Below are 26,623 nucleotides of genomic sequence, written 5' to 3'. Positions count from 1 at the left end.
GAGCTGGAACGGCCACCCTTCAGGGGCCCGCGCCGAGCGTGCGGGGCATGGGAGGGAAGGGTGGCCCTCTTTCAGGCCGCGCGGCGGTAGAGCAGGGTCCAGCGCCCCACGCGGACCCAGGGGTGGCGCACGCAGGTGGCCGACGCCCAGCGCTCGGTGTCGAAGTCGGCGACCCGCACGTCCACGGGGGCCAGCGGCGGCCACGTCCAGTCCGCGACCCGGTCTGCGGACCGCGGTACCGCGCCGTCCCGTGCCACGCTCGCCCCTCGCGCCGGCACCCGTCTCCCGGGCGCGCCTGGAGCAATGGTCGACAGCTCCGCCCCCGGCCCGCAGAGCCGGTGGCCCCGATTCACCCGATCGGACGAGATCCCCGGATCGCCGAAGGCCGGGCCTCCTCGCGGAGACCCGGCCGACGGAACGTCCCGGGGTGGCCTCGCTGCAGGGCCCCGCGCCGAGCGTGCGCGGCGCGGGGGCAGCGGGGTCCTTCTACTTCTTGAGCTTCGAGGCGTTCTTCTCGAGGTCCTCGAGGCCACCGCACATGAAGAAGGCCTGCTCGGGGACGTTGTCGTACTCGCCCTCGGTGATGGCCTTGAACGCCTGGAGGGTCTCCGCCAGGGGCACGAACGACCCCGGCTGCCCGGTGAAGGCCTCGGCGACGAACATGTTCTGCGAGAGGAAGCGCTCGACGCGACGGGCCCGGTTGACCGTGACCTTGTCCTCCTCGGAGAGCTCGTCGATGCCGAGGATCGCGATGATGTCCTGCAGCTCCTGGTAGCGCTGCAGCACCTGCTTCACCCGCTGGGCGATGTCGTAGTGCTCCTGGCCCACGTACTGCGGGTCGAGGATCCGGCTGGTGGAGTCCAGCGGGTCCACGGCCGGGTAGATGCCCTTCTCCGAGATCGGCCGCGAGAGCACGGTCGTCGCGTCGAGGTGGGCGAACGTGGTGTGCGGCGCCGGGTCGGTGATGTCGTCGGCGGGCACGTAGATCGCCTGCAGCGAGGTGATCGAGCGGCCACGGGTCGAGGTGATCCGCTCCTGCAGCTCGCCCATCTCGTCGGCCAGGGTCGGCTGGTACCCCACGGCCGAGGGCATGCGGCCCAGCAGCGTGGAGACCTCGGAGCCGGCCTGCGTGAACCGGAAGATGTTGTCGATGAAGAGCAGCACGTCCTGGTTCTGCTCGTCGCGGAAGTACTCGGCCATCGTCAGGGCCGAGAGGGCGACGCGCAGGCGGGTGCCCGGCGGCTCGTCCATCTGGCCGAAGACCAGCGCGGTCGACTCGATGACGCCGGACTCGGTCATCTCCGTGATGAGGTCGTTGCCCTCACGGGTGCGCTCGCCGACACCGGCGAACACCGACACACCACCGAACTCCTGGGCGACGCGGCGGATCATCTCCTGGATCAGCACGGTCTTGCCGACGCCGGCACCGCCGAACAGACCGATCTTCCCGCCGGCCACGTAGGGGGTCAGCAGGTCGATGACCTTGATGCCGGTCTCCAGCATCTCGGTGCGGCCCTCGAGCTGGTCGAACCGCGGCGCGTGCCGGTGGATGGACCAGCGGGTGGCGTCCTCGGCATAGCCGGGGGTGTCCAGGCACTCCCCGAGGGCGTTGAAGACGTGACCCTTGGTGACGTCGCCGACGGGGACCATGATCGGGTTCCCGGTGTCGGTGACCTCGGCGCCGCGGACGAGACCGTCGGTCGGCGCCATCGAGATGGTGCGCACGACGTTCTCACCCAGGTGCTGGGCGACCTCGAGGGTGAGGGTCTTGCCGAGGTCGGCGAGCGTGACGTCGACCTTCAGGGCGTTGAACAGGTCGGGCATCGCGTCGCGCGGGAACTCGACGTCGACGACCGGCCCGGTGACCCGCACGACGCGGCCGGAGCCGGTGGTCTGCGAGGTGGTCGGACGGTCCTCGGTGACGGTCATCTGTACTGCTCTCCTGCCCTGGGGCTCGGTGGTCTGCTGTTCGGTGGGTCAGTCGTTCGAGCCGGCCGAGACCAGCGCGTCGGCGCCACCGACGATCTCGCTGATCTCCTGGGTGATCTCCGCCTGGCGGGCCTGGTTGGCCTGCCGCGAGAGGTTCTTCGCCAGCTCCTCGGCGTTGTCGGACGCCGACTTCATCGCCCGGCGGCGCGAGGCCGACTCGGACGCGGCCGCCTCGAGCATCGCCGCGTAGATGCGCGTGGTGATGTACTTCGGCAGCAGCGCGTCGAGCAGCCCCTCCGCCGAGGGCTCGAACTCGTACGCGGTCGGGAGACCGTTGTCGGCAGCGGTGCCCTGCTCCCGGTCCTCCCGCTCGTAGTCGAACTCCTCGACCTCCTCGACCTCCAGCGGAGCCATCCGCTTGGCGACGGGGATCTGCGAGAGCAGGGAGCGGAACTCGGTGTAGACGATGTGCAGCTCGTCGACCCCGAGGACGCCGTCGGCGCCCGACCCGCTCTCGTCGTCGTCCTGACCGGCGGTGAAGGCCGCGATCAGCTCCTCGCCCACGCTCTGGGCGTCGGAGTACTTGGGCTGCTCGGAGAAGCCCGTGAAGGTGTCAGCCATCTCGCGGTTGCGGAAGGAGTAGTAGGTCTCCCCCTTCCGGCCGACGACGTAGAGGACCGGCTCCTTGCCCTCCTGCCGGAGCAGGGAGAGCAGCTCCTCGGTCCGCCGGAGCACGTTGACGTTGTACGAGCCGGCGAAACCGCGGTCGGAGGTGATCACCAGGACGGCGGCCCGCCGCGCGCTCTCCCGCTCGGTCAGGAGCGGGTGGTCCAGGGACGCCGAGGACGCCAGCGCCGACAGGACGCGGGTGATCTCCCGGGCGTAGGGCTTGGACGCCTCCACCCGGGCCTGGGCGCGCACGATGCGGGCACCGGCGATCAGCTCCTGCGCCGAGAAGATCTTCTTCGTCGACTGCGTGGAGCGGATGCGGCGCCGCAGCGCGCGGAGAGAGGCAGCCATCGCCTCAGCCCTTCTTCTTGACCTGGACGCGCTCCTGACCCCGCTCCGAGGCGTCCATGGCCTCGACCTCGGGCTCGTTCACCTTGAGCGACTCACCGTCGCCGGTGGTGAACTGGCCGTAGAAGGCGTCGACCGCCTGCTCCAGGTTCCGCACCGTGTCGTCCTCGAGCTTCTTCGACGTCCGGATGGTGTCGAAGATGCCGCCGTGGCTCCGGGACACGTAGTCGAGGAACTCCGACTCGAAGCGGCGCACGTCGCTCACCGGGACGACGTCGAGCTTGCCGGTGGTGCCGAGCCACAGCGAGACGACCTCGCGCTCCACGGAGTACGGCGAGTACTGGCCCTGCTTGAGCAGCTCGACCAGGCGCTGACCGCGCTCCAGCGTCGCGCGGCTGGAGGCGTCCAGGTCGGAGGAGAACGAGGCGAACGCCTCGAGCTCGCGGTACTGGGCCAGGTCCAGGCGCAGGCGGCCGGCGACCGACTTCATCGCCTTGATCTGGGCGGACCCACCCACTCGGGACACCGAGATGCCGACGTTGATGGCGGGGCGGACACCGGAGTTGAACAGACCCGTCTCGAGGAAGATCTGCCCGTCGGTGATCGAGATGACGTTGGTCGGGATGTAGGCCGACACGTCGTTGCCCTTGGTCTCGATGAGCGGCAGGCCGGTCATCGAGCCCGCGCCGAGCTCGTCGGAGAGCTTCGCGCAGCGCTCCAGCAGGCGGGAGTGGAGGTAGAAGACGTCGCCCGGGTAGGCCTCGCGGCCCGGCGGGCGGCGCAGCAGCAGGGAGACGGCGCGGTAGGCCTCGGCCTGCTTGGACAGGTCGTCGAAGACGATGAGGACGTGCTTGCCCTCGTACATCCAGTGCTGGCCGATGGCCGAGCCGGTGTAGGGGGCGATGTACTTGAAGCCGGCGGCCTCGGATGCCGGGGCGGCGACGATGGTCGTGTACTCCATCGCGCCGGCGTCCTCGAGGGCGGAGCGGATCGCGGCGATCGTCGACCCCTTCTGGCCGACGGCGACGTAGATGCAGCGCACCTGCTGCTGCGGGTCGCCGGTCGCCCAGGCTTCCTTCTGGTTGATGATCGTGTCGGTCACGATCGCGGTCTTGCCGGTCTGCCGGTCACCGATGACCAGCTGGCGCTGGCCGCGGCCGATCGGCGTCATGGCGTCGATGGCCTTGATGCCGGTCTGCAGCGGCTCGTGCACCGACTGCCGCTGGACCACCGTGGGCGCCTGCAGCTCGAGCGCGCGGCGTCCGGTGGTCTCGATCGGGCCCGCGCCGTCGATCGGGTTGCCCAGCGGGTCCACGACGCGGCCGAGGTAGCCGTCGCCGACGGGGACCGAGAGGACCTCGCCGGTGCGCCGCACCTGCTGGCCCTCCTCGATGCCGGAGTAGTCACCCAGGACGACCACACCGACCTCGCGGACGTCCAGGTTCAGCGCCAGACCACGGACACCGCTCTCGAACTCGAGCAGCTCGTTGGTCATGACCGAGGGCAGGCCCTCGACCCGGGCGATGCCGTCGCCGGCCTCGGTGACGATCCCGACCTCTTCGCGGGACACGTCAGGCGAGTACTCGGTGACGTAGTTCTGGATGGCACTGCGGATCTCTTCTGCGGAGATCGTCAGCTCGGCCATGGCTCTGAGTCCTCTTCCCTGCGGGGTCGTGATCTGTGGTGGTGGGCGGGTCAGCCGGCGAGCTGCCGTCGGGCGGCTTCCAGCCGGTGGGCGATGCTGCCGTCGATGACCTCGTCGCCCACCTGGACGAGGAGACCGCCGAGCACCGTCGGGTCGACGGTGACCTGCAACCCGATGGTCCGCCCGTAGAGGCGGGTGAGCACGTCGACCAGGCGCTGCTCCTGGGCTGCGGTGAGCGGCGCCGCCGTCGTCACCCGGGCCACGTACTGGCCCCGGCGACGGCTGGCGACGTCCGAGAGCCGCTCGACCGCGACCCCCGCCGTACCGGCGTGGGACGTGGTGAGCACGTTGCGCAGCAGGAGCTCGGTCACCGGGCTGACCCGGCCCGACAGCAGCTGGTCGAGCAGCGCCGCCTTGCCCGCGGCCGGGGCCTTGCGGTCGCTGAGGATCCGGGACAGCTCCCGGTCGCCCTCGATGATCCGGCCGAAGCGGAAGAGCTCGTCCTCCACGCCGTCCAGCTCACCGCGGGCACCCGCGGCGTCGAGAGCCGCCTCGGTGGCCAGGGACGTCGCGGCCTCGATCAGGTCGAACGGCCGCGACCAGCGCTGCCGGACGCTGAACTCGACGATGTCGAGCGCGACCGCGGAGAGGCGGCTGCCGAACAGCCGCTGCGCCAGCGCCGCCCGCTCCTCGGGCTTGCCCGACGGATCGGTGAGCGCCCGGCGCAGCGAGGGCTGGGCGTCCAGCAGCCGCGCCACCGCGAACAGCTCCTCGGCCAGCGCGAGCTGGTCCTCGGCGGCGGTGGCGCGGGCCTGACCGGTCAGCTTGTCCTTGGCCTTGCCCAGGAACCCGGAGGGGTCCCGGGTCAGCTCGTCCAGCCGTTCCCGGGCGGCGAGGAGCGCCGCGCGGCTCGAGGCATCCATCAGCGGGTGCCTCCGGCGACGGTGCTGCCGCTCCGGCCGTCGGGGGCGCCGGCGGCCATCTGGTCGAGCTCGTCGAGGAAGCGGTCCACCGTCCCCTGCCGGCGGGCCTCGTCGGCGAGGGACTCCCCGACGACCCGGCCCGCGAGCTCGACGGCGAGGCCACCGACCTGCCCGCGCAGCTCGTTGACCACCTGCTGGCGGGCAGCAACGATCTGCTCCTCGCCACGGGCGACGATCCGCGCCGACTCCTCCTGCGCCTGGGCCCGCAGGTCCTCGAGGATCCGCTGACCCTCGGCGCGGGCCTGGTCACGGATCTGCGCGGCCTCGTTGCGGGCCTCGGCCAGCTGCGCGCGGTACTGCTCGAGCGCCGCCTTGGCCTCGGCCTGCATGGCCTCGGCGCGCTCGATGCCGCCCTCGATGGCGCGCTGGCGCTCGGCCAGCATCGCCTCGAGCCGCGGCACGACGAAGCGCTTGTAGAGGAGGTACAGGATGGCGAACGAGATGATGCCGACGATCAGCTCACCCGGGTGCGGGATGACCGGGTAGGCGTCCTCCCAGAAGCCGCCCTCGCCGCTCTCGGCGGCCAGGACGTCGGCCGCGTTGTCGATCGCGCCCATCACGTGTGCTCCTTCCGGTCCTCGGTCAGCCCGAGAAGACGAAGGCGAGGGCGATGCCGAAGATGGCCAGCTGCTCGCAGAGCACGAAGCCGAGGATGGCGATGGTCTGCAGCACACCGCGGACCTCGGGCTGACGGGCCACGCCGGCCACGTAGGCAGCGAAGATCAGGCCGATGCCCACACCCGGCCCGATGGCCGACAGGCCGTAGCCGATGATCGCGAGATTGCCTTCCATTGGGTGTGTCCGTTCCTCTCAGTCGGTCTGTGCTACCGGGTGGCGCACATCGGTGGTACAGCTCGGAGCCGGTGCTCCGCGGACGTCAGTGGTCGTCCGCGTAGATCTCTGCGATGTAGACAGAGGCCAGCAGGATGAAGACGTAGGCCTGCAGGAACGCGATCAGGATCTCGAACGCGCTGAACAGGAAGAACATCACGAAGGCCGGGATCGAGACCAGCTTCAGCAGACCCTCGCCGTGGAGCAGCAGGTACTCCCCGCCCAGCGCGAACAGCAGCAGCAGGATGTGGCCCGCGAACATGTTGCCGAAGAGCCGCAGCGTGAGCGTGACCGGACGGGTGACGAGGAACGTCACCAGCTCCAGGACGAAGACGACCGGGACCACCCAGAAGGGCAGACCGCTGGGCACCAGGTTCTTGAGGAAGCCACCCAGCCCGCGACGGCGGACGCCGGCGACCAGGTAGACGACGTAGACCCCGAGCGCCAGGGCGAGGGGGAAGCCGATCCGGCTCATCGTGGGGAACTGGACGGGCGGGATGATGCCCATCAGGTTGTTCACCAGGATGAGCGTGAACAGGGTGAACAGCAGCGGGACGTAGGGCCGGAAGTGGTCCGAGCCGATGATGTCCCGGCCGATCGAGTTGCGGACCAGGCCGTACACGCCCTCGAGCCGGTACTGCCCGCGCCCGGGGACCACCGACAGGCGACGCGTGGCCAGCATCATGACGACCGCGAGACCGATGGTCACCAGGACCATCACGATCATCGAACGCGTGATGGCGAAGGCGCCGTCGCCGACGAGCGGCTGCCAGAAGTCCGGCGCACTCGGCGGTACGAACTCCTCGGCGGCCGAGACCACGGTCGTCACTACTCAGCCTTCGTCACGAACTTCTGGGTGGTTTCGTACTGCGGCCCGGGGGGCCGCCTTCCGCATCTGCGGCGTGGCACGCCTCACGGGCCGTGGTGAGCGTAGCGGACCCAGATCGCGGAGATCGAAGCGGCCATCCCCAGGACGAGGGCCACGGGCAGCACCCAGACCTGGTCGATGGCCTCGCTGAGCCACCACGCCGGCAGCCCGAAGACCAGCACGCCGGACAGGAGCATGCCGAGCGCGTCCCACGCCTCGCGCAGGTGGGCGCCCGCCACCATCTGGTGGTGGACCGGCGCCGGCCGCTCGGTGCCGCCGGGCTCGGTCAACGCGCCGCCCCGGACGCCGCCCCCGGCTCGTCGTAGATGTAGGTCTTGACCCGGGTGAAGGCGACGACCTCGCCGATGGTGCCGGCCAGCGACACGACGATCGCGGTGACGGCGAAGGCGATCGGGGAGAGCCACTCCGCGTCGCGGAACAGCACGAGGAAGACCCCGAGCAGCATGACCTTGAAGAAGTAGCCGACGAGGGCACCCATGAAGACCACGCGCGGGTCGAGGCCGGCCATCCTGCGCAGGAGCACCAGGGTGGAGACGGTGCTCACCAGGACGACGGCGACGGCCAGGGCGCTGCCCGCCGCGCCGAGCGCGCCGTCGACCGCCGTGAAGACGGCGAACGCGACGACTCCGACGACGGTCGCGGGGACCAGCCCACCGCGGAGCATGGCGCCGTAGGGATCGGGTCTCGTGGCCGGTTCTCCTTGCGAATGCACGCCTCACGGTACCTGGAAGGACCCTGCCGCCCTACCGGCACGGGGCCCGGTCAGAGCGGGACGCGCTCGGCACCCGCAGGCGGCGGCGCCGGCTCCTGGCTCCCGGTGCGGTGCCCCCGCGCCGTGGGGTGGTCGGCGCGGCTGCGCAGGCGCTGCGCCTCCAGCTCCGCGGCGCGCGCCTCCCGCGCCGCCCGGCGTGCCCGCGGGCTGAGCACCACGACGACACCGACGACGAGCAGCACCCCGACCGCCACGACGAGCTCGACCCGCCCGCCGGTGATCGAGAACCCCACCGCGCCGAAGGAGAGCAGCGCCGCCCAGAAGTACATGACCAGGACCGCGCGCTTGTGCGAGTGCCCGATGGAGAGCAGCCGGTGGTGCAGGTGCATCTTGTCCGGCGAGAACGGGGACTGCCCCTTCCTCGTCCGCCGGACGACGGCCAGCACCAGGTCGGTGAACGGGATGAACAGGATCGCGATCGGCACGAGCAGCGGCAGCGTCAGCGGCAGCAGGCTGGCCGCCGAGTCGAAGGTCTGGGCGTCCACTCCCCCGGTCGCGGTCACCGCGGCGGCCGAGAGCATGAGCCCGACGAGCATGGAGCCCGAGTCGCCCATGAAGATCCGCGCCGGGCTGAAGTTGTGCGGCAGGAAGCCCAAGCAGGCTCCGGCGAGGACAGCGGTGATCAGCGCCGGGGCGCTGGCGGTGGCCACGTAGCCGGTGAGCCCCAGGTGGAAGCTGTAGGCGAAGAAGGCCAGGGCGGCGATCGCCGAGACGCCGGCGGCCAGCCCGTCGAGCCCGTCGATGAAGTTGAGCGCGTTGACCGCGAACACGGTCAGCAGGATGGTCAGCGGCACGCCGACGTCCGGGCCGAGCGAGACCGTCCCGATGTCGGCGACCGGGAGGAACAGGAACGCCAGCTGGACCCCGAGCAGCGCCATGACGCCGGCCGCGGCGATCTGCCCGGTGAGTTTCGTCAGCGCGTCCAGGCCCCACTTGTCGTCGAGCACCCCCAGCAGGCAGATGAGCCCGCCGGCGACCAGCACCGCGTAGACCTGGGTGTCGTCGAACGTCCGCTGCAGGGCGGGCAGCCGGGAGGCCACCAGGACGGCCGCGACCACCCCCAGGTACATGGCGACGCCGCCTCCCCGCGGGGTCGGGATGACGTGCACGTCGCGCTCCCGCGGCGCGGCCATCATCCGCAGCCGGATCGCCATCATCCGCACCACCGGCGTGGCCAGGAAGGTGACCAGCGCCGCGGTGAGCAGGACGACGACGTACTCGCGCACGGGCTCAGGCGGTCCGCGCCGGCTGGGGGTGGGCAGTCGGCCGGGTCGGGTGGGGGTAAGCGGGGTGCGCGGACACCAGGTCGCGGACGGCCGCGGCGACCTCGGCGGTGCGGCTGCCGTCGGCGTCGCGGATGGCGGCGCCGATGAGCGAGGCGATCGACCGCATCTCCGGCTCGGCCATGCCCTGGGTGGTGACGGCGGGGCTGCCGACCCGGATGCCGGAGGCCACGGAGGCCGGTTGGGGGTCGAACGGGATCGCGTTCTTGTTGAGCACGATGCCCGCGGCGTCGCACCGCTTCTCGGCGTCGGCACCGGTCACGCCGGTCCCCTGCAGGTCGAGCAGGGCGAGGTGGGTGTCCGTGCCGCCGGCGACCGGCCGCAGCCCCTCGGCGGCCAGCCCCTCGGTCAGCGCCTGCGCGTTGGCGACGACCTGGCGGGCGTAGTCCTGGTACTCCGGCTGGAGGCACTCCTTGAAGTTCACCGCCTTGGCGGCGACGGCGTGCATGAGCGGGCCGCCCTGCATCATCGGGAAGGTGGCCTTGTCGATGGCCTTGGCGTGCTCGGCCCTGCAGACGATCGCCCCACCGCGCGGGCCGCGCAGGACCTTGTGCGTGGTGAAGGTGACCACGTCGGCGTGCGGCACGGGGCTCGGGATCGCCTTGCCGGCGACCAGGCCGATGAAGTGCGCGGCGTCGACCATGAAGATCGCGCCCACCTCGTCGGCGATCCGGCGGAGGGCGGCGAAGTCGATCAGCCGCGGGATGGCCGACCCCCCGGCGACGATGAGCTTGGGCCGGTGCTCGCGGGCGAGGTCGCGCACCTGGTCGTAGTCGATGTGCTCGGTCCGCGGGTCGACGCCGTACTGCACGGCCTGGAACCACTTGCCGCTGAAGCTCACCTTCGTGCCGTGCGTGAGGTGGCCGCCGTGCGGCAGCGCCATGCCCAGGAAGGTGTCGCCCGGCGAGAGGAAGGCGCCGTAGGCGGCCAGGTTGGCGTTCGCCCCGGAGTGCGGCTGGAGGTTGGCGTGCTCCGCGCCGAAGAGCTCCTTGGCCCGCTCGATGCCGATCTCCTCGGCGCGGTCGACGACCTCGCAGCCGCCGTAGTAGCGCCGGCCCGGGTACCCCTCGGCGTACTTGTTCGACAGCGTGCTGCCCAGCGCGGCGAGGACGGCGGGGCTCGTGAAGTTCTCGCTGGCGATCAGCTGCAGCCCGCCGCGCAGCCGGTCGAGCTCCCCGGTGACCACGCCGGCGATGTCGGGATCGAAGGCGGCGAGGGCCGCGAAGTCCGGTCCCCAGTAGGGCGTGCTCATCTCGTCGCGCTCCAGATCCGTGCGGGCGCCCGCGGTACCCGTGTCCGGGCGCGCGGCGGTCAGGGGCCCACGGTATCGCTCCGGGCCGGGCGGAGAGGGGACCCGAGGAGCAGCCCCGTCCCGGAGCCCGCCCTGAGCGTGCGGACGGTGGGAGGACGGGGTCCTTCGTCAGTCGCTGAGCTCGGGGACGACCTCGCGGAGCCGCTCGACCGGCACGGCACCCACCCGGAGCACCCGCGGTGGGCGCCCGGTGCAGTCGACGATGGTGCTCGCCGCCGAGCTCGTGCGCGGGCCGCCGTCCAGGACGACGGCGGCATGCATACCGAGCTGCTGCACCGCCTGCTCCGCGGTGGTCGCCGCCTGCCGCCCGGATCGGTTGGCGCTCGAGACCGCCAGCGGCCCGGTACGGCGCAGCAGGTCGCGGGTCAGCTCGTCGTCGGGCAGCCGGACGGCCACCGTGCCCTGCGCGTCGCCGAGGTCCCAGGCCAGCGACGGCGCGTGCTCGACCACGAGGGTGAGGCCGCCGGGCCAGAACTCCTGCGCGAGTTGCGTCGCGACCGCAGGGGTCTGCAGGACGAGGCCGGCCAGCGTCGAGGCCTCGCCGACGAGCACCGGCACCGGCATCGCCCGGCCGCGGTTCTTGGCCTCCAGCAGGCGGGCGACCGCGGCGGGCGAGAAGGCGTCGGCGGCCACGCCGTAGACGGTGTCGGTCGGGAGCAGCACCAGCTCACCCCGGCCGATCGCCGCCGCCGCGGCGTCGAGTCCGGCGGCGCGCGTCTCGGCGTCGGAGCAGTCGTAGAAGTCGGCCACGGAGGAGCAGTCTTCCGCAGGGCTCAACCGCAGCGGCGGGCGGTGGTGTAGCGGGGTCGTCCGGCGAGGTCCCGGTGGTCGTCGACAGCGGTGAACCCGCCGTGCGCGCGGACGACGGCGGGCAGGGACTCCCCCTGCTGGTCGGCGTGCTCGATGCCCAGGCCGCCGCCGGGTCGCAGCAGCCGGGCGGCGGTCACCAGCAGCCCGCGCACGACGTCCAGCCCGTCCGGTCCGCCCCAGAGCGCGAGCGGCGGATCGTGGTCGGCGACCTCGCGGGGCACCCGGGCGCCGTCGGGCACGTAGGGCGGGTTGCTGACCACGAGGTCGACGCCGCCGTCGAGCTCCCGCAGCAGCGCCGGGTCGGTCATGTCGCCCGCGACGACGTCGACCGGGGTGTCCCCCGCGGCGGCGCGGGCGGCCGCGTTGTGCCGGGTCCACTCGATGGCGCCGGGATCGCGCTCCACCGCCGTCACCCGCGCCCCGGGGTGCTCGTGCGCGAGGGAGAGCGCGATGGCCCCGGAGCCCGAGCCGAGGTCGACCACGACGGGCTCCGCGATGCCGGCCAGCCGCTCGAGGGCCCAGCCCGCCAGCTGCTCGGTCTCCGGGCGGGGCACGAACACCCCCGGGCCTACCGCCAGCTCCAGGTACCGGAAGGGGGCGCGGCCGGTGAGGTGCTGCAGCGGCACCCGGTCGGCGCGCTGGGCGACCAGCTGCTCGAACCGGGTGGCGGCCGCGTCGTCGACCACGTCGAGGGTGAGCAGCCGGGCGCGCGGGACGCCGAGGGCGTGGGCCAGCAGGAGCTCGGCGTCCACCCGCGGGCTCTCGACGCCGGCCTCGGCGAGGCGGGTGACCGCCCCCCTCAGGAGGAGCCGCGCGATCAGGAGCCGGCCGCCAGCAGCTCGGCGGTGTGCGCGGCGACCAGCGCGTCGATGACGCCGTCGAGCTCGCCGTCCAGCACCTGGTCGAGGTTGTGCGACTTGTAGCCGACGCGGTGGTCGGAGATCCGGTTCTCCGGGAAGTTGTAGGTGCGCACCCGCTCGCTGCGGTCCACCGTGCGGACCTGGCTGCGCCGCTGGTCGCTCGCGGTCGCCGCGGCCTCCTCGCGGGCGGCGGCCAGCAACCGGGAACGGAGCACGCGCAGCGCCGACTCGCGGTTCTGCAGCTGGCTCTTCTCGTTCTGCGAGCTGACGACGATGCCGCTGGGCAGGTGGGTGATGCGGACGGCCGAGTCGGTCGTGTTGACGCTCTGCCCGCCCGGCCCGGACGAGCGGAAGACGTCGATCCGCAGGTCGTTCGGGTCGACGGTGACGTCGACCTCCTCGGCCTCGGGGAGCACCAGGACGCCGGCGGCCGACGTGTGGATGCGGCCCTGGCTCTCCGTCGCCGGCACCCGCTGCACCCGGTGCACGCCGCCCTCGAACTTCAGCCGCGACCAGATCCCCTCGTCGGTGCGCGACTTGATCGCGACCGCGACGTCCTTGTACCCACCGAGCTCGGCGTCGACGGCGTCGAGGACCTCCGTCGCCCAGCCGCGCCGCTCGGCGTAGCGCAGGTACATGCGCAGCAGGTCGCCGGCGAAGAGGGCGGATTCCGCGCCGCCCTCCCCGGCCTTGATCTCGAGGATGACGTCCTTGTCGTCGTCGGGGTCCTTGGGCAGCAGCTGCTCGCGGAGCCGGTCGGTCAGCTCGGCGATCCGCTGCTCGAGCGCGGTGGCCTCCGCGGCGAAGGAGGCGTCCTCCGCGGCGAGCTCCCGGGCGGCGCTGAGGTCGTCCCGGGCCTGGTCGAGCGCCCGCGCGGTCTCCACCAGCGGCGCCAGCTGGGCGTAGCGGCGACCCATGCGGCGGGCGCGCGCCTGGTCTGCATGCACGGCGGGGTCGGCCAGCTCCTGCTCCAGGCGGGCGTGCTCGGCGAGCAGCCCGGCCAGCCGGTCGGGCGCCGACGTCTCGGTGCTGCTCATCGCTCTCTCCTGCGGGGCTTCGGGGCCGGACATGACGACGGCGCCCGCCCCACCGCGAGGGTGGGACGGGCGCCGTCGGGGGTGCTACTGGGCGTCGGTCGAGGCGCCCGTGCTGCGCTTGCCGAACCGCTTCTCGAAGCGGGCGACGCGGCCGCCGGTGTCGAGGATGCGCTGCTTGCCGGTGTAGAAGGGGTGGCAGGCGGAGCAGGTCTCGACGGTCAGCTGACCGTTCGGGGCGGTGCTGCGGGTCGTGAAGGTGTTGCCGCAGCCGCAGGTCACGGTGGTGACGTTGTAGGCCGGGTGGATGTCGGGCTTCATGGCTGCTGCCTCTTCTACGAAGTCTGTGTCGTTCAGTCGGTCAGAACGCCGGGGGCCGGACGACTATTTCCGGCCGCGCCAGCGGGCCTCGGCCGACCAGTCTCCCAGATCGGTCGGGAGGTGCTGGAACGGCCCCCGATGAGGGGCTGGAACGGCCCCGCTGCAGGGTCCCGGCCCGAGCTGGGGGCACCTCCCGCTGGCGGGGGACAGCGAGGGCCGGGGGCAGCGGGGTCCTCCTAGTCCTGGCCGGGGCCCAGCGTCGTCTTCTGGATCTGCATGAGGAACTCGACGTTGTTGCGGGTCTTCTTCAGCTTGTCGAGCAGCAGTTCCAGCGCCTGCTGCGGCTCGAGCGCGGCGAGCACCCGGCGCAGCTTGATGACGATGGCCAGCTCGTCGGGCGACATGAGGATCTCCTCCTTGCGCGTGCCCGACGCGTTGACGTCGACGGCCGGGAAGACCCGCTTGTCCGCCAGCCGGCGGTCCAGCTTGATCTCCGCGTTCCCGGTGCCCTTGAACTCCTCGAAGATCACCGTGTCCATCGTGGAACCGGTCTCGACCAGCGCCGAGGCGATGATCGTGAGCGAGCCCCCGTTCTCGATGTTGCGGGCCGCGCCGAGGAAGCGCTTGGGCGGGTACAGCGCCGTGGAGTCGACACCGCCGGAGAGGATGCGCCCGCTGGCGGGGGCCGCCAGGTTGTAGGCGCGGCCCAGGCGGGTGATCGAGTCCAGCAGGACGACGACGTCGTGGCCCATCTCGACCAGGCGCTTGGCCCGCTCGATGGAGAGCTCGGCCACCGTGGTGTGATCGGCCGGCGGCCGGTCGAAGGTCGAGGCGATGACCTCGCCCTTCACCGAGCGCTGCATGTCGGTGACCTCTTCGGGGCGCTCGTCGACGAGGACGACCATGAGGTGGCACTCGGGGTTGTTCGTCGTGATCGCGTTGGCGATCGACTGCAGCACCATCGTCTTGCCGGCCTTGGGCGGGCTGACGATGAGCGCGCGCTGCCCCTTGCCGATCGGCATGACCAGGTCGATGACGCGGGTGGTCAGCAGGTGCGACTCGGTCTCCAGCCGCAGGCGGTCCTGCGGGTAGAGCGGGGTCAGCTTGGTGAACTCCGGCCGGTTGCGCGCCTGCTCGGGGTCCAGGCCGTTGACCGTGTCGAGGCGGACGAGTGCGTTGTACTTGTCCTTGCGCTCGCCCTCGCGCGGCTGCCGGACGGCGCCCGTGATGGCGTCACCGCGGCGCAGGCCGTAGCGGCGCACCTGCGACAGCGACACGTAGACGTCGTTCGGCCCGGTCAGGTAGCCCGAGGTGCGGACGAAGGCGTAGTTGTCCAGGACGTCGAGGATGCCGGCGACGGGCAGCAGGACGTCGTCCTCGCTGACGGTCGGCTCGCTCGGCTCGAAGCGGTCCCGGGTGTTCCCGCCCCGCTTGTTGCGGTCGCGGTAGCGACGCCCCCGGCGGCCGCGGCCGCCCTCGAAGTCGTCGTCGTCGTCCTCGGCGGGGCGGTCGTTCCGACCGCCGTCGGTGCGGTTGTCGGTGCGGTTGTCGTTCCGGTTGTCCGGACGGCCGCCGCGGTCGTTGCGGTCCCGGTCGGGGCCGCGGTTGCCGTCACGGCCGGCCCCGTCACGGGCGCCGCCCTCGCGGTTCCCCCGCTCGGCGCGTTCGCCGCCGTCCTGGGTCCCGCTGCGGTCGGTGCGCTCGCCGCCGTCGCGCGGGGTGCCCCGCTCGGCGCGCTCGCCGCCGTCACGGTTGCCGTCCCGCTCACCGCGGTTGCGGTTGCGGTCGCGGCCGCGCTGCGGCCGGTCGCCACCGCGCTGCTCGTCCTCGCGCGGCTCGGCGGGGGCGGTGTCCTGCGCGGGGGCCTGCTCCTGCGCGGTGGCCTGCTCCTGCGCGGGGGCCTGCTCCTGCGCGGTGGCCTGCTCCTGGGCAGGGGCCTCAGCCGGGGCGGCGGCCGCCGCCGGAGTGCTCTCGGTGGCGGCGCCCGGCGAGCCGGCCGGTCGGCTCGCCGCCCGGCGGGTGCGCACGGGTGCCTCACCGGTCAGCGGGCCGCCGTTCGCGCCCCCGCTGACGGGCGCCTCGAGGGGTGCGGCCGACGCGGCGACGCCGCGCGCGACCTCGGCGCCCCCGGTGGAGCCGTTCTCCGCGCGCGGCGCGGGTGCGCCACCCTCGGAGCCGGCGCCCACCTGGCGTTCGGAGATGGCCGCGACCAGGTCGCTCTTGCGCATCCGGCCGGTGCCGGGGATGCCCAGCTCGCCGGCCAGGCGCTGGAGTTCGGGCAGGAGCATGCCCGACAGCCCGTTGCCGCGGCGGCGGGGACGCCCAGCCTGCCCAGAAGCGGCAGTGCCCTCGGCGGTTGCGGCGGCATCGGGCGCGCCGTTCCGGCCGAGGTCGGTGGTTTCGCTCACGTACAGGTCCTTCCCTGCGGTGACCTGCGCGTCTCAGCGCAGGGGGTGCCCGGTCCCCGGCGGACCGGCCCGGAGGGCGGATGCGCGTCAGGAGACAGGTCGAGAGGTGCGAGGCGGATCAGCGGCGAAGAGGTTCGGACATCTGCTTCGGCCCCGCGCGAGGCTCGCCCGAGTGGGCGGCTACGCCGTGAGCCTAGTCGCAGCTCACGGACACGACAACACCGGATGATCTCGGCGTGTTCCCCGTTACCGAGACGATACCTGGCGGGCGGGCAGCACCCGGGCCCCGCCCTGGTCGATCGGCAGCGGGAGCACGCGCCAGCCGGCCGGCACCAGGCCAGCGACCTCCCGCACCCGCACCGCGGCGGCGAGGTCACCGGACGGGTCGTCGGGATGCCGTCGCGTCAGCACGAGGACGCTCGGACCGGCCCCGGAGACGACGGCCGCGTGGCCCGCGTCGCGCAGCCGGTCGACCAGGGCCAGCGACTCCGGCATCGCCGCGGCGCGCTGCCGCTGGTGCAGCCGGTCCTCGGTGGCCTCGAGGAGCAGCCCCGGCTCCCGGGTGAGCGCGTGCACCAGGAGAGCGGCGCGACCGGCGTTGAAGGCGGCGTCGCCGTGGGGCACCGACTCCGGCAGGAGGGTGCGGGCCACGTGGGTGGGGAGCACGGTCTCCGGCACGACCACCACCGCGAGCACCTCGTCGGACACGTCCAGCCGGTCGGCCCGGGCACCTCCCGCCGTCGACCACGAGAGGGTGGCACCGCCCAGGAGGCACGGGGCGACGTTGTCGGGATGCCCTTCCAGGGCGTCGGCGAGCCGCAGGACCGCGTCGCCGTCGATCGCATCGACGTCGGGGCACAGCGACCAGGCGGCCAGGAGCCCGGCGATGACCGCGGCCGCCGAGGACCCCATCCCGCGCCCCTGGGGGATGCCGTTGTCCGCCTCGATGCGGAGCCCCGGAGCGTCCCACCCCAGTTCCGCGGCCCCGGCACGGAAGGCCCGCGCCACCAGGTGCGACTCGTCGGCGGCCAGCGTGCCGGCGCCCTCCCCGCGCACGACGATCTCCGTCGACCCGCGTTCGACCAGCGAGAACTCGAGGACGTCGTGGCACGCGAGCGCGAGCCCGGCGCAGTCGAAGGCAGGGCCCAGGTTGGCGCTCGTGGCGGGGACCCGGACCCGGACGACCCCGGTCACAGGCCGAGCTGCGCTGCGGCCGCGGCCGCGTCGACCGGGATGGTCAGCGGCGCCGGCGCACCGGAGATCGCCCACTCCGGGTCCTTGAGGCCGTTTCCCGTGACGGTGCAGACGATCCGCTGGCCGGGCTCGAGCTCGCCGGCGTCGGCGACCTGCAGCAGGCCGGCGACCGAGGCCGCCGAGGCCGGCTCGACGAAGACCGCCTCGCTGCGGGCCAGCAGCCGGTAGGCCGAGAGGATCGCCCGGTCGGTGACCGCTTCGATGCGCCCGCCCGACTCGTCGCGGGCGGCGAGCGCCTTGGTCCAGGACGCGGGGTTGCCGATGCGGATGGCGGTGGCGATCGTGCTCGGGTTCTCCACCACCTGACCGCTGACGATCGGGGCGGCGCCGGCGGCCTGGAAGCCGAACATGCGCGGGCTGCGCGAGGCGGTGCCGTCGGCGGCGTACTCGCGGTAGCCCTGCCAGTAGGCGGTGATGTTGCCGGCGTTGCCCACGGGGAGGCAGTGCACGTCGGGGGCGTCGCCGAGCACGTCGACGATCTCGAACGAGGCGGTCTTCTGCCCCTCGATGCGGAACTGGTTCACGCTGTTGACCAGGCTGACCGGGTAGTCGATGGCCAGCTTGCTGGCCAGTGCGAGGCAGTCGTCGAAGTTGCCGTCGACCTGCAGCAGCTTGGCGCCGTGCACGAGCGCCTGGGCCAGCTTGCCCATCGCGATCTTGCCCTGGGGGACGAGGACGGCGCAGGTCATGCCTGCGCGGGCGGCGTAGGCCGCGGCGCTGGCGCTGGTGTTCCCGGTGGAGGCGCAGATGACCGCCTGCGCACCCTCCTCCAGGGCCTTGGTGATGGCCATCGTCATGCCGCGGTCCTTGAACGACCCGGTCGGGTTGGCGCCCTCGACCTTGAGGTAGACCTCGCAGCCGGTGCGCCGGGAGAGCTCCCGCGCGGGCACCAGCGGGGTGGCGCCCTCCTGCAGCGTGACCACCGGGGTGGTGTCCGAGACCGGCAGGCGGGACCGGTAGGCCTCGATGAGGCCGGGCCAGCCCGGGGACACGACCGACGAGACCGTCATTGCAGACCCTCCACGCGCAGCACGCTGGTGACCCCCCGGACGGCGGGCATCTCCCGCAGTGCGGCAATGGTGGCCGACAGCGCCGCGTCCGGGGCGCTGTGGGTCACGATGACCAGCGTGGCGGCGTCGCCGCGGCCGGTCTGGCGGACCGTGGAGATGCTCACGCCGTGCTGCGCGAACTCCTGCGCGACGGCGGCGAGCACACCGGGCTTGTCGGCGACGTCGAGGCTCACGTGGTACCGCGTCGGGGTCTCGGCCATGGGCCGGACGGCGAGGTCGGCGTAGCCCGTGGGGCCCTGCCCGGCGGCGCCGGCCACCCGATTGCGGGCGACCGCCACCAGGTCGCCCAGGACGGCGCTCGCGGTTGGTTCCCCCCCGGCGCCCTGGCCGTAGAACATCAGCTGCCCGGCGGCCTCGGCCTCGACGAAGACGGCGTTGAAGGCCCCGCCGACCGACGCCAGCGGGTGGGTCGTCGGGATCATCGCCGGGTGCACCCGCACGGAGACCGAGTCGCCGTCCCCGTTCCCGTCCACCCGCTCGCAGATGGCCAGCAGCTTCACCGTGCAGCCGATCTCCGCGGCCCGGGCGACGTCGGTGGCGGTCACCGTGGAGATGCCCTCCCGGTGCACGTCGGCAGCCGAGACCGGCGTGTGGAACGCCAGGGAGGCGAGGATGGCGGCCTTGGCGGCGGCGTCGAAGCCGTCGACGTCGGCGGTGGGGTCGGCCTCGGCGTACCCCAGCTCCGTGGCCTCGGCCAGGGCCTCGCCGAAGCCGGCGCCGGTCTCGGCCATCCGCGACAGGATGTAGTTGGTGGTGCCGTTGACGATGCCCACGATGCGGGACAGCTGGTCGCCGACCAGCGACTCGCGGAGCGGGCGCAGGATCGGGATCGCCCCGGCGACGGCCGCCTCGTAGTACAGGTCCACGCCGGCCTTGGCCGCCGCCGCGTGCAGGGCCACGCCGTCCTCGGCGAGCAGCGCCTTGTTGGCGCTGACCACCGACTTGCCCGTCTCGAAGGCGGCGAGCATCAGGGACCGTGCGGGCTCGATGCCGCCGATCACCTCGACGACGAGGTCGACGTCGTCCCGGGTGACCAGGGCGTGCGCGTCGGTGGTGAGCAGGTCCAGGGGCACGTCCGGGTGGTGGTCCGGGCGGCGGACGGCGACGCCCGCCACCTCCACGGCGCGGCCGACGCGGGCGCCGAGGTCGTCGGCCTGCTCCTGCAGCGCGCGCAGCACCGCGCTGCCGACGGTGCCGCAGCCGAGCAGCGCCACCTTGAGGGGTCGGTTCACGAGGTCGCTCCCGCGGGGTGCTCGGGCGCCGGCTGGTCGATGGCCGGCGAGGGGGCGGGTCGGTCGGCGAGGACCGCGTCGAGGGCGAACACGTCCGACAGGGTCTGCCGTCGCACGATCTCCCTGGCGGCGCCGTCCCGGACGGCGACCACCGGGGGCTTGAGCAGGTAGTTGTAGTTGCTCGCCATCGACCAGCAGTAGGCGCCGGTGGCGGCGACGGCGAGCAGGTCGCCCGGCTGCACGTCCGAGGGCAGCCACAGGTCGCGCACCAGGATGTCGCCGCTCTCGCAGTGCTTGCCGACGACCCGGCACAGCGCCGGCGGGGCCTGGGAGACGCGGTTGGCCAGCACGCAGGTGTAGGCGGCGTCGTAGAGGGCGGTGCGGATGTTGTCGCTCATCCCGCCGTCGACCGAGACGTAGTTGCGCACCATCGGGGTGCCGGGCGCACCGCTGGCGCCCAGCCGCACCGGCTTGATCGTGCCGATCTCGTAGAGCGTCACCGTGCCCGGCCCGGCGATGGCGCGGCCGGGCTCGACCGCCAGGCGCGGCACGGGCAGGCCCAGCTGCGCGCACTCGGCGGCGACGACGGCGCGCAGCCGCGTGGCGACGTCCGCCGGGCTCACCGGGTCGTCCTCGGACAGGTAGGCGATGCCGAAGCCGCCGCCCAGGTTGAGCTCGGGCAGCACCTCCCCGGTGGCCTGGTGCACCTGGCCCAGGAGCCCGACGACGCGGTGCGCGGCGGCCTCGAAGCCGGCCGTGTCGAAGATCTGCGAGCCGATGTGGCTGTGCAGCCCGGCCAGCCGCAACGCGGGCTCGCGGATGACCCGCACGGCGGCGGTCAGCGCGTCACCGGTGGCCAGCGAGAAGCCGAACTTCTGGTCCTCGTGCGCGGTGGCGATGAACTCGTGGGTGTGCGCCTCGATGCCCACGGTCGCGCGGATGAGCACCGGCACCGGCGACCCGCCGTCGGCGACCCGCTTCTCGGCCATCGGGACGAGCCGCTCGATCTCGTCGAAGGAGTCCAGCACGACGTGGCCGATGCCCGAGTCGACGGCCAGCTGCAGCTCGACGAGCGACTTGTTGTTGCCGTGCAGCGCGATCCGCTCCGCCGGGAACCCGGCCGCCAGTGCGAGGGCCAGCTCGTTGCCGCTGCACGCGTCCAGGTGCAGGCCGTCGTCGGCGATCCACCGGGCCACCTGGCCGCAGAGGAACGCCTTGGAGGCGTAGTGCACGTCGGCGTCGGCGAAGGCCAGGGCGAACTCCGCGGCCCGACCGCGGAAGTCCTCCTCGTCGAGCACGAACAACGGGGTGCCGTGCGCGCGCGCCAGGTCGGTCACCGCGCGGCCGCCCAGGTGGAGCTCACCGTCCACGCGGGTGGCCGAACGCGGCCAGACGTGCGGGTCGAGCGCCCCGAGCTCCTCCGGCGGGGCTCCGGCGGCCGTGGGCGGGGTGATCGTGCCGTGCAGCGGCCCCGCGGGGTGCGCCCTCACATCCGCTCCGGCGCGGTCACACCGAGGACCCCGAGGCCGTTGCGGAGCACCACCGCGGTCGCGGCGCACAGCCAGAGCCGGGCGGTGGTGAGCGGCGTGGTCTCCTCGTCGCCGCGGGGCAGCACCCGGCAGGCGTCGTAGAAGCGGTGGTAGGTCCCGGCCAGCTCCTCGAGGTAGCGGGCCACCCGGTGCGGGGCGCGCAGCTCGGCGGCCGAGGTGAGCACCCGCGGGAACTCCCCGATCGCCCGCAGCAGGTCGTTCTCGCGCTCGTGCACCAGCGCGCCGACGTCGACGCCGGCGGCCTCGCCCAGCCCGATCCCGAGGTCGGCGGCGTTGCGCAGCACCGACGAGATGCGGGCGTGCGCGTACTGGACGTAGAAGACCGGGTTGTCGTTGGTCTTCCGCGTCCAGAGGTCGATGTCGATGTCGATCTGCTGGTCGACCGAGGCCCGGGCCAGGGCGTACCGGGCTGCGTCCGCGCCGATCGCGTCGACGAGGTCCTCCAGGTTGACCACGGTGCCGGCGCGCTTGCTCATCCGCACCGGCTCGCCGTCGCGCAGGAGGTTCACCAGCTGGCCGAGCAGGATCTGCAGGTGCACCGCGGGGTCGTCACCGGCGGCGGCCACCAGGGCCTTGTACCGCCCGACGTAGCCGGAGTGGTCGGCCCCGAGCATGATCACGACCTTGTCGAAGCCGCGCTCGCGCTTGTCCAGGTAGTAGGCGCAGTCGGCGGCGAAGTAGGTGGGCTCGCCGTCGGCCTTGACCAGCACCCGGTCCTTGTCGTCGCCGAAGGTCGTCGTGCGCAGCCACACCGCGCCCTCGGACTCGTACACGTGCCCCTGCTCGCGCAGCCGCGCCACGGCCTTCTCGAGGGCCCCGGCCCGGTGCAGCGACGTCTCGGAGAACCAGACGTCGAAGTGGACGCCGAACGCCTCCATCGTGCTGCGGATCTCGTCGACCATGAGCTCCACGCCCCGGGCGCGGAACACCGGCAGCTGCTCGTCCTCGGGGCGGTCGAGCAGGCCCGGCTCGGCGGCCACGACCTGCGCCGCGATGTCACCGATGTAGCTGCCGGCGTAGCCGTCCTCGGGCACCTCGCGGCCGTTCGCGGCGGCGAGCAGGCTCCGGGCGAACCGGTCGATCTGCGCCCCGGCGTCGTTCAGGTAGTACTCGCGGGTGACGTCGGCGCCGCTGGCCTGGAGCAGCCGGGCGATGGCGTCGCCGACAGCGGCCCAGCGGGTGCCGCCGATGTGCACCGGGCCGGTGGGGTTGGCCGAGACGAACTCCAGGTTGAGCCGCTGCCCGGCCAGGGTGGCGGTGCGCCCGTAGGCCTCCGCCGCCGTGACGGCGTCGACGGCGATCTTGCCCAGCGCGCCCTGCGCGAGGGTGACGTTGAGGAAGCCGGGCCCGGCGATGTCGACCCGCGCGACCCCCGGGTGGGCGCGCAGCTCCTCGGCCAGCAGCCCGGCCACCTCGCGCGGCGGCCGGCCGGCGGGCTTGGCCAGGCGGAGGGCCACGTTGGTCGCGTAGTCGCCGTGCTCGGGGTTCTTCGGCCGTTCGACGACGACGTCCGCAGGTACCTCGACGGGCAGCGCGCCTCGCTCGACGACCGCGGCCACGGCGGTGCGGACGAGGTCCTGGAGCTGCTCCGGTGTCACCGGGCGAGCGTACTGATCGCGGTGCAGCCACCCGCCGCCCCCGCCCGGCTCCCAGCTCCCGTACAGGGAGCCGACCTAGACTCGCTCCCGGTGAGCGGGGCCCGCCCGGCCCCCGCCGCAGCGGCGCGGACGCGCCCCGTGAACGAGGAGAGGCCTTGGCCAAGGACCGCAAGCCCGACAAGAGCCGAGCCACCGGCGGTGGGGCCACCCGGTCCGGCGGGCGGGCGACGGGAGGGCGCACCCGGCCTCCGACGCAGGTCGTGGTGCAGCAGCGGCCCTGGGGCCTGATCGCCGCCGCCGTGGCCGTCGTCGTCTTCGCCGCGGCGGTCATCACCTACGCCGTGGCGCAGGTGCGGGCGGCCGACGCCTCGCGGGTGGAGTCGATCGACGAGATCGCCGGCGCGCAGACCTTCGAGTACGAGGGCGGCCTGCACGACGACGGCCCGATCGAGTACACCGAGTCCCCGCCGGTCGGCGGTGAGCACGCCAACCTGTGGGCCGACTGCACCGGCACGGTGTACGACGTCGACATCCGGCACGAGAACGCGGTGCACAGCCTGGAGCACGGCGCCGTCTGGATCACCTACAACCCCGACGAGGTCTCCGACGCCGACGTCGAGACCCTCGCCGGGCTGGTCGAGGGTGTCTCCGGCCGCATGCTCTCCCCGTACGAGGGCCAGGACTCCCCCATCAGCGTCCAGTCGTGGGGCGAGCAGCTGAAGGTGGACAGCGCCGAGGACGAGCGGATCAAGCAGTTCGCCGACCTCATGACCTACAAGGCCGACAGCTTCCCGGAGCCCGGCGCCACGTGCGAGAGCCCGACCTTCCTGGCCGACCCGCCGCTCGAGAGCGACGACGCCCCCGTCACCCAGTGAGGACCGTCTCCCGGGAGGTGACCTCGTGACCGCAGGCAGTGCGTCCCGGCACAGCACGCTACGCACCGCCCTGCTCGCGGTCATCGGCGTCGGGCTGCTCCTCCTCGGCGGGGGGCTGGCCGTCGCGCTGGGCATCGGCCGGGACGCCCAGCCCACGGCCGACTCCGTCGACGCCGGCTTCGCCCGGGACATGTCCCGCCACCACCTGCAGGGCGTCGAGATGGCCAACCTGGTCGCCGAGCGCAGCGACGACCCGGAGGTCGAGCAGTTGGCGTTCGACATCTCCGCCACCCAGACCAACCAGGCCGGGCGCATGCAGGGCTGGCTGGCGCTCTGGGACATCCCCGTCTCGGGCGGCGAGACCATGGCCTGGATGGCCGGGGCGGACGCCCACGCCGGGCACGACATGGCCGGCACGGAGATGGCCGCGGGCGCGCTGATGCCCGGTATGGCCACCGACGACGAGCTCGCGGAGCTGCGGAGCCTCTCGGGCACCGCCTTCGACGTGGAGTTCCTCCGGCTGATGATCCGGCACCACCAGGGCGGCTTCGACATGGCCGCCTACGCGGCCGAGAACGCCGAGGTGCAGGCCGTGCGGGACCTCGCGCGGTCGATGGTGCGGTCGCAGGGCGCGGAGGTCGAGACGATGACCGCGATGCTCGCCGCCCGGGGCGGGACCCCCCTCCCGGAGCCGTGACCCGCGGCCCGGGAGCCGCATCCCGGGCCGCGGCGGGGGGCTGGTAGTTTCTTCCCTGCCCCACCACCGAGCCCCCGTAGCTCAGGGGATAGAGCACCGCCCTCCGGAGGCGGGTGCGCAGGTTCGAATCCTGCCGGGGGCACCACCACGAGCCGAGTCCCGGTCCCCCTGCGGGCCCCCGGCTCATGCCAGGCCCCGCGGCCCCTCACCGGGTGCCGACGGGCCTGTCGCGCATCCGGGGGACGCAGCGTGCCCGCCGGGCGTGCGACATGGCGCGAGTTCTGGCACGTTTCCATCGACGGCCCGTCGCGGTCCGGTGCTCGGGGTGCTCGCGGGGCCGGCGGACCACGGCGCGGGAGGTCGGATGAGCACGGCAGAGGGCGCGCAGGCCCACGCGGAGAGCCGGCGGGGCGGCTTCAGCTCCCGCCGCGTCTTCATCCTGGCGGCCATCGGCTCGGCGGTCGGCCTCGGCAACATCTGGCGGTTCCCCTACGTCGCGTACGAGAACGGCGGCGGCGCCTTCGTGGTGCCCTACCTGGTCGCGCTGCTGACCGCCGGCATCCCCTTCCTCCTGCTGGACTACGCGATCGGCCACCGCCACCGCGGCTCGGCACCCCTCTCCTTCGCCCGGCTGCGCCGCGGGGTCGAGGGGCTCGGCTGGTGGCAGGTGGCCATCTGCTTCGTCATCGCCGTCTACTACGCGGCGGTGCTCGCCTGGGCGCTGAGCTACACCTTCTTCTCGTTCGACCAGGCCTGGGGCGCCGACCCCGAGGGCTTCTTCTTCGGCGAGTACCTGCAGGCCGGTGACGTCGAGGTCACCGCGGACGTGGTGCCCGGGGTGCTCGTGCCGCTCGCGGTCGTCTGGCTGGCCGTCCTGGCGGTCATGGCGCTCGGCGTGCAGCGCGGGATCGGCGTGGTCTCGCTGGTCTTCATCCCGGTGCTCGTGCTCGCCTTCGCCGCACTGGTGGTGCAGGCGCTGCTGCTGCCGGGAGCGGGTGCCGGCCTCGACGCGCTGTTCACACCCGACTGGTCGGCCCTCGCCGTGCCCTCGGTCTGGGCCGCCGCGTTCGGCCAGATCTTCTTCTCGCTGTCGATCGGCTTCGGCATCATGATCACCTACGCCTCGTACGTGAGCCGCCGCGAGGACATGACCGGCTCCGGCCTCGTCGTCGGCTTCTCGAACTCCAGCTTCGAACTGCTCGCCGGCATCGGCGTCTTCGCCGCTCTCGGCTTCATGGCCCAGGCCGGCGGGGTCGCCGTCGACGAGGTCGCCAGCGACGGGATCGGCCTGGCTTTCATCGCCTTCCCGACGATCATCAGCCAGGCCCCGGGGGGCACGCTCCTCGGCGTCCTGTTCTTCGGGTCGCTGGTGATCGCCGGGATCACCTCGCTGATCAGCGTGATCGAGGTGGTGATCTCCGCGGTCCGCGACAAGCTGGACACCGGCCGGCTCACCGCGACCCTCGCGGTCGTCGTGCCGACCGCGGTGCTGAGCCTGGTCCTCTTCAGCACGACCAGCGGCATCTACGTCCTCGACGTGGTCGACCACTTCGTCAACCAGTACGGCATCCTCGTCGTGGCCCTGCTGAGCATGCTGGTCGTCGCGTGGGGGCTCCGGGCCCTGCCCCGGCTCGCCGACCACCTCAACGTCCACGGCCGGCCGAGGCTCGGCACGGCCTGGCGGCTGCTGACGAGCGTCGTCGCCCCGGCGGGTCTGGCGATCGTGCTCGTCCTCGCGTTGCGGGACGACCTGGACGCGCCCTACGGGGACTACCCCACCTGGCTGCTGGTGTCGCTGGGCTGGCTGCTGGTGGTGGCGCTGCCCGTCGCCGGGTTCCTGATCGCCCGGCTGCCGTGGCGTGCCGGCACCCACCTGGACGGGCCGCCACCCGGCTCCGATCCGACGGCGCCGCTGCACGCCCCCGCTGCCGCGGGACCGACCCCCGGAGGCCGTCCGGTCACCGGGAACGACGAGGGAGGCCGGCGATGAGCGCCGAGGCGATCGCGATGATGGTGGTGGCGATGCTCGTCATCTGGGGCGGCCTCGCGCTGGCCGTCGCCAGCCTGATGCGCCACGGCGCGGTTGAGGACCGCGGCGAGAACCTGCGCCGGGACCTCTGACCCCGTTGCCCACGGAACGAGGGGGCCGGACGCCCAGCGTCACGGCCACCCCGGCGGGCCGTCCGGGGGCAGGCCATCGCTCGTGGCCTCCGAACTGATCACGACGCCGCCCCCGACCCGGTGGACGGCATC

At 73.1% G+C, this 26,623-nt stretch carries 26 protein-coding genes and 1 tRNA gene; 5 read left to right on the top strand and 22 right to left on the bottom strand.

Annotated elements, in window-relative coordinates; all coding sequences use genetic code 11:
• Positions 1–71: 71 nt before the first annotated feature.
• From ACI794_RS01445 to argS, 22 genes are all read right to left on the bottom strand, one after another.
• Positions 72–257, bottom strand: a complete 186-nt coding sequence (locus ACI794_RS01445) for a hypothetical protein (RefSeq protein WP_456615526.1) — start codon at positions 255–257, stop codon at positions 72–74.
• Positions 258–486: 229 nt separating this feature from the next.
• A complete protein-coding gene (gene atpD / locus ACI794_RS01440) occupies positions 487–1,929 on the bottom strand; it encodes a F0F1 ATP synthase subunit beta (RefSeq protein WP_456579159.1) in 1,443 nt (480 codons plus the stop codon).
• A 48-nt stretch (positions 1,930–1,977) separates the two neighbouring features.
• Entirely contained in the window at positions 1,978–2,949 is a 972-nt protein-coding gene (locus ACI794_RS01435) for a F0F1 ATP synthase subunit gamma (protein ID WP_456602145.1), read from the bottom strand.
• A gap of 4 nt (positions 2,950–2,953) precedes the next feature.
• Positions 2,954–4,591 carry a F0F1 ATP synthase subunit alpha gene (gene atpA, locus ACI794_RS01430; protein WP_456602144.1) on the bottom strand — a complete coding sequence of 546 codons (1,638 nt, stop codon included), beginning with the start codon at positions 4,589–4,591 and terminating at the stop codon, positions 2,954–2,956.
• A gap of 50 nt (positions 4,592–4,641) precedes the next feature.
• Positions 4,642–5,514: a F0F1 ATP synthase subunit delta gene (locus ACI794_RS01425; RefSeq protein WP_456602143.1), complete on the bottom strand. Its 873-nt coding sequence runs from the start codon at positions 5,512–5,514 to the stop codon at positions 4,642–4,644.
• Positions 5,514–6,131, bottom strand: coding sequence for a F0F1 ATP synthase subunit B (locus ACI794_RS01420; protein WP_456602142.1), 618 nt, complete (start codon positions 6,129–6,131; stop codon positions 5,514–5,516). The genes ACI794_RS01425 and ACI794_RS01420 overlap by 1 nt, the downstream gene beginning before the upstream one ends.
• A gap of 25 nt (positions 6,132–6,156) precedes the next feature.
• Positions 6,157–6,366 carry a F0F1 ATP synthase subunit C gene (locus ACI794_RS01415; RefSeq protein WP_456579164.1) on the bottom strand — a complete coding sequence of 70 codons (210 nt, stop codon included), beginning with the start codon at positions 6,364–6,366 and terminating at the stop codon, positions 6,157–6,159.
• Positions 6,367–6,451: 85 nt separating this feature from the next.
• Entirely contained in the window at positions 6,452–7,234 is a 783-nt protein-coding gene (gene atpB, locus ACI794_RS01410; protein ID WP_456602141.1) for a F0F1 ATP synthase subunit A, read from the bottom strand.
• Between the two features lie 83 nt (positions 7,235–7,317).
• Complete coding sequence (locus ACI794_RS01405; RefSeq protein WP_456579166.1) at positions 7,318–7,563, bottom strand: hypothetical protein; 246 nt, start codon at positions 7,561–7,563, stop codon at positions 7,318–7,320.
• On the bottom strand, positions 7,560–8,006 hold the full coding sequence (locus ACI794_RS01400; RefSeq protein ID WP_456602140.1) for a hypothetical protein: 447 nt from the start codon (positions 8,004–8,006) through the stop codon (positions 7,560–7,562). Before ACI794_RS01400 ends, ACI794_RS01405 begins: the two co-directional genes overlap by 4 nt.
• A 50-nt stretch (positions 8,007–8,056) precedes the next feature.
• The gene (locus ACI794_RS01395; RefSeq protein WP_456602139.1) at positions 8,057–9,292 is read right to left on the bottom strand and encodes a glycosyltransferase family 4 protein; all 1,236 of its coding nucleotides are present in this window, start codon (positions 9,290–9,292) and stop codon (positions 8,057–8,059) included.
• 4 nt (positions 9,293–9,296) lie between these two features.
• On the bottom strand, positions 9,297–10,601 hold the full coding sequence (locus ACI794_RS01390) for a serine hydroxymethyltransferase (protein WP_456615525.1): 1,305 nt from the start codon (positions 10,599–10,601) through the stop codon (positions 9,297–9,299).
• A 168-nt stretch (positions 10,602–10,769) separates the two neighbouring features.
• Complete coding sequence (locus tag ACI794_RS01385) at positions 10,770–11,411, bottom strand: L-threonylcarbamoyladenylate synthase (RefSeq protein WP_456615524.1); 642 nt, start codon at positions 11,409–11,411, stop codon at positions 10,770–10,772.
• Positions 11,412–11,434: 23 nt separating this feature from the next.
• Positions 11,435–12,274 (bottom strand): peptide chain release factor N(5)-glutamine methyltransferase, encoded by an 840-nt coding sequence (prmC, locus tag ACI794_RS01380; RefSeq protein WP_456602205.1) that lies wholly within the window; start codon positions 12,272–12,274, stop codon positions 11,435–11,437.
• Positions 12,275–12,288: 14 nt separating this feature from the next.
• Positions 12,289–13,368, bottom strand: a complete 1,080-nt coding sequence (prfA, locus tag ACI794_RS01375) for a peptide chain release factor 1 (RefSeq protein WP_456579171.1) — start codon at positions 13,366–13,368, stop codon at positions 12,289–12,291.
• Positions 13,369–13,452: 84 nt separating this feature from the next.
• Positions 13,453–13,686 (bottom strand): 50S ribosomal protein L31, encoded by a 234-nt coding sequence (rpmE, locus tag ACI794_RS01370; RefSeq protein WP_456579172.1) that lies wholly within the window; start codon positions 13,684–13,686, stop codon positions 13,453–13,455.
• Between the two features lie 236 nt (positions 13,687–13,922).
• Positions 13,923–16,094, bottom strand: a complete 2,172-nt coding sequence (rho, locus tag ACI794_RS01365) for a transcription termination factor Rho (RefSeq protein WP_456615523.1) — start codon at positions 16,092–16,094, stop codon at positions 13,923–13,925.
• Positions 16,095–16,340: 246 nt separating this feature from the next.
• Positions 16,341–17,288 (bottom strand): homoserine kinase, encoded by a 948-nt coding sequence (gene thrB, locus ACI794_RS01360; RefSeq protein WP_456615522.1) that lies wholly within the window; start codon positions 17,286–17,288, stop codon positions 16,341–16,343.
• Entirely contained in the window at positions 17,285–18,358 is a 1,074-nt protein-coding gene (thrC, locus tag ACI794_RS01355) for a threonine synthase (RefSeq protein WP_456615521.1), read from the bottom strand. The genes thrB and thrC overlap by 4 nt, the downstream gene beginning before the upstream one ends.
• On the bottom strand, positions 18,355–19,650 hold the full coding sequence (locus tag ACI794_RS01350; protein WP_456615520.1) for a homoserine dehydrogenase: 1,296 nt from the start codon (positions 19,648–19,650) through the stop codon (positions 18,355–18,357). The genes thrC and ACI794_RS01350 overlap by 4 nt, the downstream gene beginning before the upstream one ends.
• Positions 19,647–21,140, bottom strand: a complete 1,494-nt coding sequence (gene lysA, locus ACI794_RS01345) for a diaminopimelate decarboxylase (RefSeq protein WP_456602133.1) — start codon at positions 21,138–21,140, stop codon at positions 19,647–19,649. The genes ACI794_RS01350 and lysA overlap by 4 nt, the downstream gene beginning before the upstream one ends.
• Positions 21,137–22,798: an arginine--tRNA ligase gene (argS, locus tag ACI794_RS01340; RefSeq protein ID WP_456579178.1), complete on the bottom strand. Its 1,662-nt coding sequence runs from the start codon at positions 22,796–22,798 to the stop codon at positions 21,137–21,139. The genes lysA and argS overlap by 4 nt, the downstream gene beginning before the upstream one ends.
• A gap of 155 nt (positions 22,799–22,953) precedes the next feature.
• Between argS and ACI794_RS01335 the strand changes: the two genes are divergently transcribed.
• The 5 genes from ACI794_RS01335 to ACI794_RS01315 all read left to right on the top strand — a co-directional run bounded on the left by ACI794_RS01335 (position 22,954) and on the right by ACI794_RS01315 (position 26,491).
• Complete coding sequence (locus tag ACI794_RS01335; protein ID WP_456615519.1) at positions 22,954–23,673, top strand: DUF3105 domain-containing protein; 720 nt, start codon at positions 22,954–22,956, stop codon at positions 23,671–23,673.
• Between the two features lie 25 nt (positions 23,674–23,698).
• On the top strand, positions 23,699–24,370 hold the full coding sequence (locus tag ACI794_RS01330) for a DUF305 domain-containing protein (protein WP_456615518.1): 672 nt from the start codon (positions 23,699–23,701) through the stop codon (positions 24,368–24,370).
• 70 nt (positions 24,371–24,440) lie between these two features.
• Positions 24,441–24,515, top strand: a tRNA-Arg gene (locus ACI794_RS01325).
• 219 nt (positions 24,516–24,734) lie between these two features.
• Complete coding sequence (locus ACI794_RS01320) at positions 24,735–26,360, top strand: sodium-dependent transporter (RefSeq protein ID WP_456615517.1); 1,626 nt, start codon at positions 24,735–24,737, stop codon at positions 26,358–26,360.
• Positions 26,357–26,491, top strand: a complete 135-nt coding sequence (locus tag ACI794_RS01315) for a methionine/alanine import family NSS transporter small subunit (protein WP_456579182.1) — start codon at positions 26,357–26,359, stop codon at positions 26,489–26,491. Before ACI794_RS01320 ends, ACI794_RS01315 begins: the two co-directional genes overlap by 4 nt.
• The last annotated feature ends 132 nt before the right edge of the window (positions 26,492–26,623 follow it).

Source organism: Blastococcus sp. SYSU DS0541, assembly GCF_054050875.1.
This window is presented reverse-complemented; position numbering and strand designations above follow the sequence as displayed.

Coding starts and splice junctions, on each gene's coding strand:
- ACI794_RS01315 (WP_456579182.1), top strand. CDS start 26,357: ATGAGCGCCGAGGCGATCGCGATGATGGTGGTGGCGATGCTCGTCATC.
- thrC (WP_456615521.1), bottom strand. CDS start 18,358: ATGACGGTCTCGTCGGTCGTGTCCCCGGGCTGGCCCGGCCTCATCGAG.
- atpD (WP_456579159.1), bottom strand. CDS start 1,929: ATGACCGTCACCGAGGACCGTCCGACCACCTCGCAGACCACCGGCTCC.
- ACI794_RS01435 (WP_456602145.1), bottom strand. CDS start 2,949: ATGGCTGCCTCTCTCCGCGCGCTGCGGCGCCGCATCCGCTCCACGCAG.
- ACI794_RS01425 (WP_456602143.1), bottom strand. CDS start 5,514: ATGGATGCCTCGAGCCGCGCGGCGCTCCTCGCCGCCCGGGAACGGCTG.
- ACI794_RS01420 (WP_456602142.1), bottom strand. CDS start 6,131: ATGGGCGCGATCGACAACGCGGCCGACGTCCTGGCCGCCGAGAGCGGC.
- ACI794_RS01415 (WP_456579164.1), bottom strand. CDS start 6,366: ATGGAAGGCAATCTCGCGATCATCGGCTACGGCCTGTCGGCCATCGGG.
- ACI794_RS01390 (WP_456615525.1), bottom strand. CDS start 10,601: ATGAGCACGCCCTACTGGGGACCGGACTTCGCGGCCCTCGCCGCCTTC.
- atpA (WP_456602144.1), bottom strand. CDS start 4,591: ATGGCCGAGCTGACGATCTCCGCAGAAGAGATCCGCAGTGCCATCCAG.
- ACI794_RS01320 (WP_456615517.1), top strand. CDS start 24,735: ATGAGCACGGCAGAGGGCGCGCAGGCCCACGCGGAGAGCCGGCGGGGC.
- rpmE (WP_456579172.1), bottom strand. CDS start 13,686: ATGAAGCCCGACATCCACCCGGCCTACAACGTCACCACCGTGACCTGC.
- prfA (WP_456579171.1), bottom strand. CDS start 13,368: ATGAGCAGCACCGAGACGTCGGCGCCCGACCGGCTGGCCGGGCTGCTC.